This window comes from Marinobacter sp. C1S70, assembly GCF_000475355.1.
GTDB classification, from domain to species: domain Bacteria; phylum Pseudomonadota; class Gammaproteobacteria; order Pseudomonadales; family Oleiphilaceae; genus Marinobacter; species Marinobacter nauticus.
Genome location: NZ_AXBW01000091.1, coordinates 1 through 5,646, shown reverse-complemented (window position 1 = coordinate 5,646; position 5,646 = coordinate 1). Strand labels below are relative to the sequence as shown.

5 protein-coding genes and 1 pseudogene are annotated in these 5,646 nt (G+C 50.1%); 5 read left to right on the top strand and 1 reads right to left on the bottom strand.

Features of this window, described 5'->3' with window-relative positions:
* Positions 1-23 precede the first annotated feature (23 nt).
* A pseudogene (locus Q669_RS18785) lies at positions 24-311 on the bottom strand (5'-nucleotidase); the annotation flags it as partial.
* A 139-nt stretch (positions 312-450) separates the two neighbouring features.
* Between Q669_RS18785 and Q669_RS18780 the strand changes: the two are divergent.
* From Q669_RS18780 to Q669_RS18760, 5 genes are all read left to right on the top strand, one after another.
* Entirely contained in the window at positions 451-1,098 is a 648-nt protein-coding gene (locus Q669_RS18780) for a hypothetical protein (protein WP_036150021.1), read from the top strand.
* Positions 1,099-1,117: 19 nt separating this feature from the next.
* A complete protein-coding gene (locus Q669_RS18775) occupies positions 1,118-2,050 on the top strand; it encodes a metallophosphoesterase (protein WP_227501151.1) in 933 nt (310 codons plus the stop codon).
* Entirely contained in the window at positions 2,029-4,122 is a 2,094-nt protein-coding gene (gene zorA, locus Q669_RS18770; RefSeq protein WP_200861816.1) for an anti-phage ZorAB system protein ZorA, read from the top strand. Before Q669_RS18775 ends, zorA begins: the two co-directional genes overlap by 22 nt.
* Before the next feature lie 26 nt (positions 4,123-4,148).
* A complete protein-coding gene (locus Q669_RS18765; protein ID WP_227501150.1) occupies positions 4,149-4,913 on the top strand; it encodes a flagellar motor protein MotB in 765 nt (254 codons plus the stop codon).
* Positions 4,910-5,646 (top strand): EH signature domain-containing protein (locus Q669_RS18760; protein WP_022993467.1); only part of this gene is annotated, 737 nt, incomplete at its 3' end. The genes Q669_RS18765 and Q669_RS18760, both read left to right, overlap by 4 nt.

Here is a 5,646-nt window from a genome sequence, read left to right as displayed (position 1 = left end):
CAACCTTCAGCGGTTTACGCACCGTGGTGGTTGATCGAGCGGAACACTCGCTTGCCGGTAATCGCGGAGTTGCGGGAGAGCAAAACCACCTCAACAGGAGATTTATCCGGAAACCGTTGGTTAATTGCCAAAAAACGTCGGACAAAAGGGAAAGCAACGCCTTTCTCAAGCGGGGAGTCCAGATTCGCTTCCTGGTATTTCCGGTAGGCCTTTTCGCCCTGAGTTCTGAACACAAGGTCGGAGTCGGATAAATCGAACAGAGCGCTGGACGCTACCGCTATAACAAGTTTGTCTTCAATCGGGTAGGGCATAGTTGAACCTTTGAGTCTCTGTTGATCGTTTCCGGCACCGTAAGACACGCAATTTACCATAGCCGCAGCATCTCCTCAGAGCGACCGAATTTGTCGCATGGTCGCGTTAGAGTTAACAGAGAATGAGGGAGGGCATAACGTGATCAACAACTTTAAAACGGATCTCATTATCCGGGTGGCCGCAAAGTCACATAACGACATTCTCAAAACAATGGGCTACGTGCGACCTACCGCTGCGAATCGAAAACGCCTCCAACGAGTGTTGGAATGCCCTGACTTTGGTCTCGGTGGGGGCGGATTCGACTTCAAGTACAGCAGCGAAGATTTCCTCGGAGCCCTTTGTCGAGCAGTCGGTATGGAGAAGCTGGTGGTTGAACAGCGTATTGCAAAACTGACTACCCGTTTGGAGCAGGAACGGCGTGCTTTCAAGCCTTATATCTGGATAGACACTGGTTTTATGCGGAAAAACCAACCGTTGTTCGCTTTGGCAGCTTGCGACCACCAGCGTTATCTGCAGTTTGTTGAAGGGTTCTGGCGCTATTCATTAACGGATCAATTAGGTGAGGCCCAGAGTCGCATTCGGGCGCATGTTGCTGAAACGGGGGGAGAACTTGGCATCTGGGGTAAGATCAAGCAGTATTGGTTTTATTACGAAAAGAACGCAGCCTACCTTTTTAACCTGCATGGTGAAGTGGTTGGTAAGCGGTGTGGGGCGGAATCGGTTGGGGTAGTCAGCGGGCGCCAACTGGGCGTCATTAATTCAGTGGTGCAGGCGGCCCGGCAATAACGAATTCAAAAGGAAATGAATGATGTATGACTTGATAGGTGACATACACGGCCACGCAACCGAACTTAAAGCTCTCCTCACCAAAATGGATTACCGTGAAATAGACGGTGTGTGGAAGCATCCCGAACGTAGGGTAATCTTCCTGGGCGACTTTGTAGACCGCGGCCCTGAGCAGGTGGAAACCGTCACCATTGCCCGCGGTATGGTCGATAACGGCCAAGCCCTGGCCGTGATGGGTAATCACGAATTCAATGCCGTGGCCTGGGCCATGGAAGATCCGCAGAGCCCTGGTGAGTACTTGCGCCCCCATACCGATAAAAACCTGGACCAACATCAGGCGTTTCTTGAACAAGTGGGTGAAGGCAGTGAGCTGCACCACAGAATGGTCGAGTGGTTCAAAACATTGCCTGTGTACCTGGACTTGCCGGAATTTCGTGTTGTTCATGCCTGCTGGCATCCGCAACATCTGGCTGCGATTGGCAAGTACACCGATTCAGAAAACCGGTTGCTTCCAGAGGCGTGGGAGCAAACGAGTAGGGAGGGGAGTGATGCCTATGAAGCCATCGAGACTCTGCTTAAAGGATTGGAAATCCCTTTGCCGCGAGATCACCATTTTTTTGACAAAAATAACCACAAGCGAAGTAATATCCGGACTAAATGGTGGCAGCAGGGCGAGTTGACCTACCGTGATCTTGCCATGGTTCCCGGCGACGCGATCGACCAGATACCGCATTTGCCGGTTGTCTCTCATGTCTTGCCAGGCTACGACGGTGAGAAGCCTGTATTCGTCGGTCACTACTGGATGAAAGGCGAGCCTGCGCCGCTGAATGAGCATATTGCATGCTTGGACTACAGCATAGCGGGTGACTCTGACGGAAAACTATGCGCTTACCGGTGGGATGGTGAGCGTGAACTCGCCAAAGAGGCTTTTTGTTACGTCAGCCGTCTCTGAAAAAAGAAAAATCGATAAAAAACAGGGTTCCAAAAATGGATTTTGTCAGTTTGCTTTCGCACCTACTTCCTGACTTTACTGCTTTATCAAACGGCACACCACAAGGCCTAGCAACGTTGTTTTGGCTGCTTATGATTGTGATTTTTTTGGTCGCAGTCATCGCAGTTACTCGTCATTTTCTGCGTTTCGAAGGCAGGTTGGGTTCGCTCAGAACCCTCATCAGTGATCAAGATAAGAAATCGCTCGCGAGCAATCGTCGTGAAGTTTTGCAAAAAGCTATGGCCTTAAAGCAAGAGGATGTTGGTAAGGTTTGGCGAGAATTTGATGAGAGCCTGGTGATTTCGGGCGATCAGAAGGCGCTGTTTAACACCCTGGATGCTGATCATTTCTTTAACGCCAGAACCCTTGCGCCTGGCCTTACAGGAAGTCGTTTGCTTGCCGCGACGCCAAGCTTCTTGGTGGCGATCGGTGTGCTAGGGACTTTCGTGGGTTTAACGGTTGGCTTGGATAGCCTGAACTTGAGCTCCCGCTCTGACATCCCTGAACTGCGTGATGGTATTGATCGACTAATTCAGGGGGCGACAGTTGCCTTTATGACCTCTGTTTGGGGTGTGGGTCTTAGCCTACTACTCAATATGATTGAAAAGTTTATGGAGCGCTCGGCGCTATCCAAGATTAAGTCGGTGCAGCAAGAGATCGATTTTCTCTACCCAAGAATACCGGCAGAGCAGTCGTTGGTCCACATCGCCGATAGTAGTCGGGAGAGCAAGGAGGCACTTCAGGAACTTCATGAGCGCATAGGTGATCGGTTACAGGAGAGTATCAAAGGCGTTTCTGATTCGATGGAAGAGGCTTTTACCACGGCGTTAAACAAGATTATGGCGCCTGCCATTGAATCTCTAGTCAGTAACGCAAGCCAGCAGTCCACTCAAGTTCTCGAGCGGTTGGTAGGCGATTTCGTTGAGGGCGTTAGCGGGGCAGCAAAAAACCAGGGGGCATTGCTTGAACAGGCGGCTTCCGACGTGAACAATGCTGTCACTGATATGAGCTCCCAACTTGGAGAGCTCTTCACAAAACTCAACGAACAGCAAGAAAGACAGCTTGAGAGCTCACGGCAACAAGCCAGTCAATTTGACGACCAGATTAGTCGGGTTGCGGACTCCGCATCAAGCAGCCAAAAAGCGTTGGAGGACAAGTTCGGTCAGCTGATGGCAAGTTTCTCAGAACAGGTCGAAAGACAACTGGAGGCTGCCGATAAGAGAGCTGAGAGGGCATCAGAAGGATCTTTGAAACGCGAGCAGAAAATGGAGCAAATGTTCGCGGTTCTGACCGGTCGGACAATGGAAAGCCTCAAGTCACAGATTGAGGCGGCAGATGAGCGAGAAGGTCTTAGACAAGAACGTTTCCGAGAGCAGAATGAACAAGTCGCCGAGCAACAGCAACGTCTGCTTAATGAGATTGCGGAATCTGTCAGAACAACGCAAAAACAAAGCCTGCAATTGGCTGAGCAGCACCGAGAAACTCTCCAACAACTCGCTAGTGTTACCGGTTCCATTTCCGAGAGCAGCAAACATCTGGATAGTAGTGCAAATCAGCTTGGCCTACTCAGCTCCCAGGTAAAACAAGCCACCGACCTATTGGGCACCCGTATGTCGGAGGTTTTATCAGTCATAGAATCTGCCGGCGAGCAGAATGCATTGCTTTCAGAACGACTGAGCGAACAGTCTAGACTGCTTGAAGGCCTCCAACGGTCGATTCAAGCTAGCGTAGAGCAATATGGCAATGCTGCAAAACTAACAAACGAAGGTTTCGCTGAGCTCAAACAGCATCAACAGGAATGGTTGAGCTCAATCAAGACTGAATTCAGTGGGTTATCTGAGAATCTGGCCAATCAGGTTTCTGGTATTGAAAAACAGGCAGAGTCCTGGCTGTCGAGTTATTCCACACAGGTGAACCAACAAATCGAAGACCGCATGGACAAATGGAATAACAGTTCTCGAGCATATGCCGACTCCATGCTGCGGGTGGTCGAGAATATGAACAGTATTCTTGATGAATTGGAGACCCGCTAATGGCGCTGCTCCGGTCTCAGAAGCACATGTCGGTAGACGAAGAGAATCCTTACTGGATGTCTTTCTCCGACATTATGTCTGGGTTGTTGGTCATTTTTATCTTGGCCTCAGTGATCTTAATCCTCCAGTTGATGGAGCTGCAGGAGGAAGCTGAGCAAGAGCGGGAGCGTTTGCAGGAACAAGTAGTAGAAGTAGAGGAAGAGATTAATCTGCTTCGAAAAGCGGAGGAGGTTCGAAGAAATATCCTAACAGAGGCCGCAGAGATACTTCAAAAGCGTGGAATTCAGGTCGAAGTTAGCGAGAACAGTACGGTTCTCAGGATTCCAAACCAGTTGCTAGGATTTGATACTGCCGCTGACCAAATCGGGCAGCAATATCAGAATACCGCTCGCGAAATCGGTGAAGTGCTCCACCAGCTCATTTCTAAAGAAGACCGGTCCGATTATCTGGACACCGTTTTCGTAGAGGGGCATACCGATAGCAGGCCGTTTACAGGACGGTTGTGTGGCGAAAAAGGTAATTGGTGTTTGTCTACATTCAGAGCTATCTCACTCTGGCAATTCTGGGAGCGCTCACTTCAGGAGCGTGCCAAGTTGAGCAGCCTGAAAAACGGAGAGGGCAAACCACTTTTCTCCGTGAGTGGGTACGCGGAAACCAGGCCCGTCGTCGAAAATCAGCGTACTGCAGATGACTATAGCAAGAACCGTCGAATTGATATTCGATTTACTATTCGACGGCCCAGTAGCGAGGACTATGAAAAGGTCCGAGCAAAGGTAGATTTAACTAAATGAAGCTGCCTCAGCCCCCGCAACTTAAAAAGGAATGGCCGGAACACGTTCAGTCCGGCTGGTCTAATCTCATTAATCAGGCCGAAAGTTTCGCTCAATCAGCGGGAAGTGGCAGTGCCTTTGATTTGATGTGTCAAAGGATAGTCAAAGCAATTAATAATGGCGACTTCGGCGACGTTTATGACGCCTTGGAGAAACGCTTGGGCGCAAGAGCGCTAACTTGGCTATGGTGTAACGACGAAAAAATTCGGAAAATCAGTTGTAGACAGTCAGTTATAGAGGTGTTGGTGGAGGCCCAAAACCCTAGGCTTACCCGAACAACCTTCCTGCAGTTATGCCAGCTTTATTTTCAGGAGTTTGACCACCTTGAAAGTATAGAGCCTGGGCTTTCCTCTAAATTAGAAGCGGTACTCCGGGACCAAAGCAAAAAACAACCTCGTCAGACGCACAAGCACATGTCGAGAGATCCTGTTGCGTCGATCAAGGAGAATGTCAACTGGCTGATCGGCGGTGAGGGCCCCTCCTATTTTTCTCGACAGGTCCGTGAAAGTGGCCAGGAACTTGAGCAAAAGTTCGCTGCGCTTGGCTTGGTCGGCTATGACCAAGGGCGGTATGGGGACCTATGCCGGGCGCACTACTATATTGAGACTCTCAAAGAAGTGGAGCTCGGCCAGTGGGATCCTATTTTCGACGAGCTTCTCAAACCGTCAGTCAACCGTGCATATTCCGGCCCATC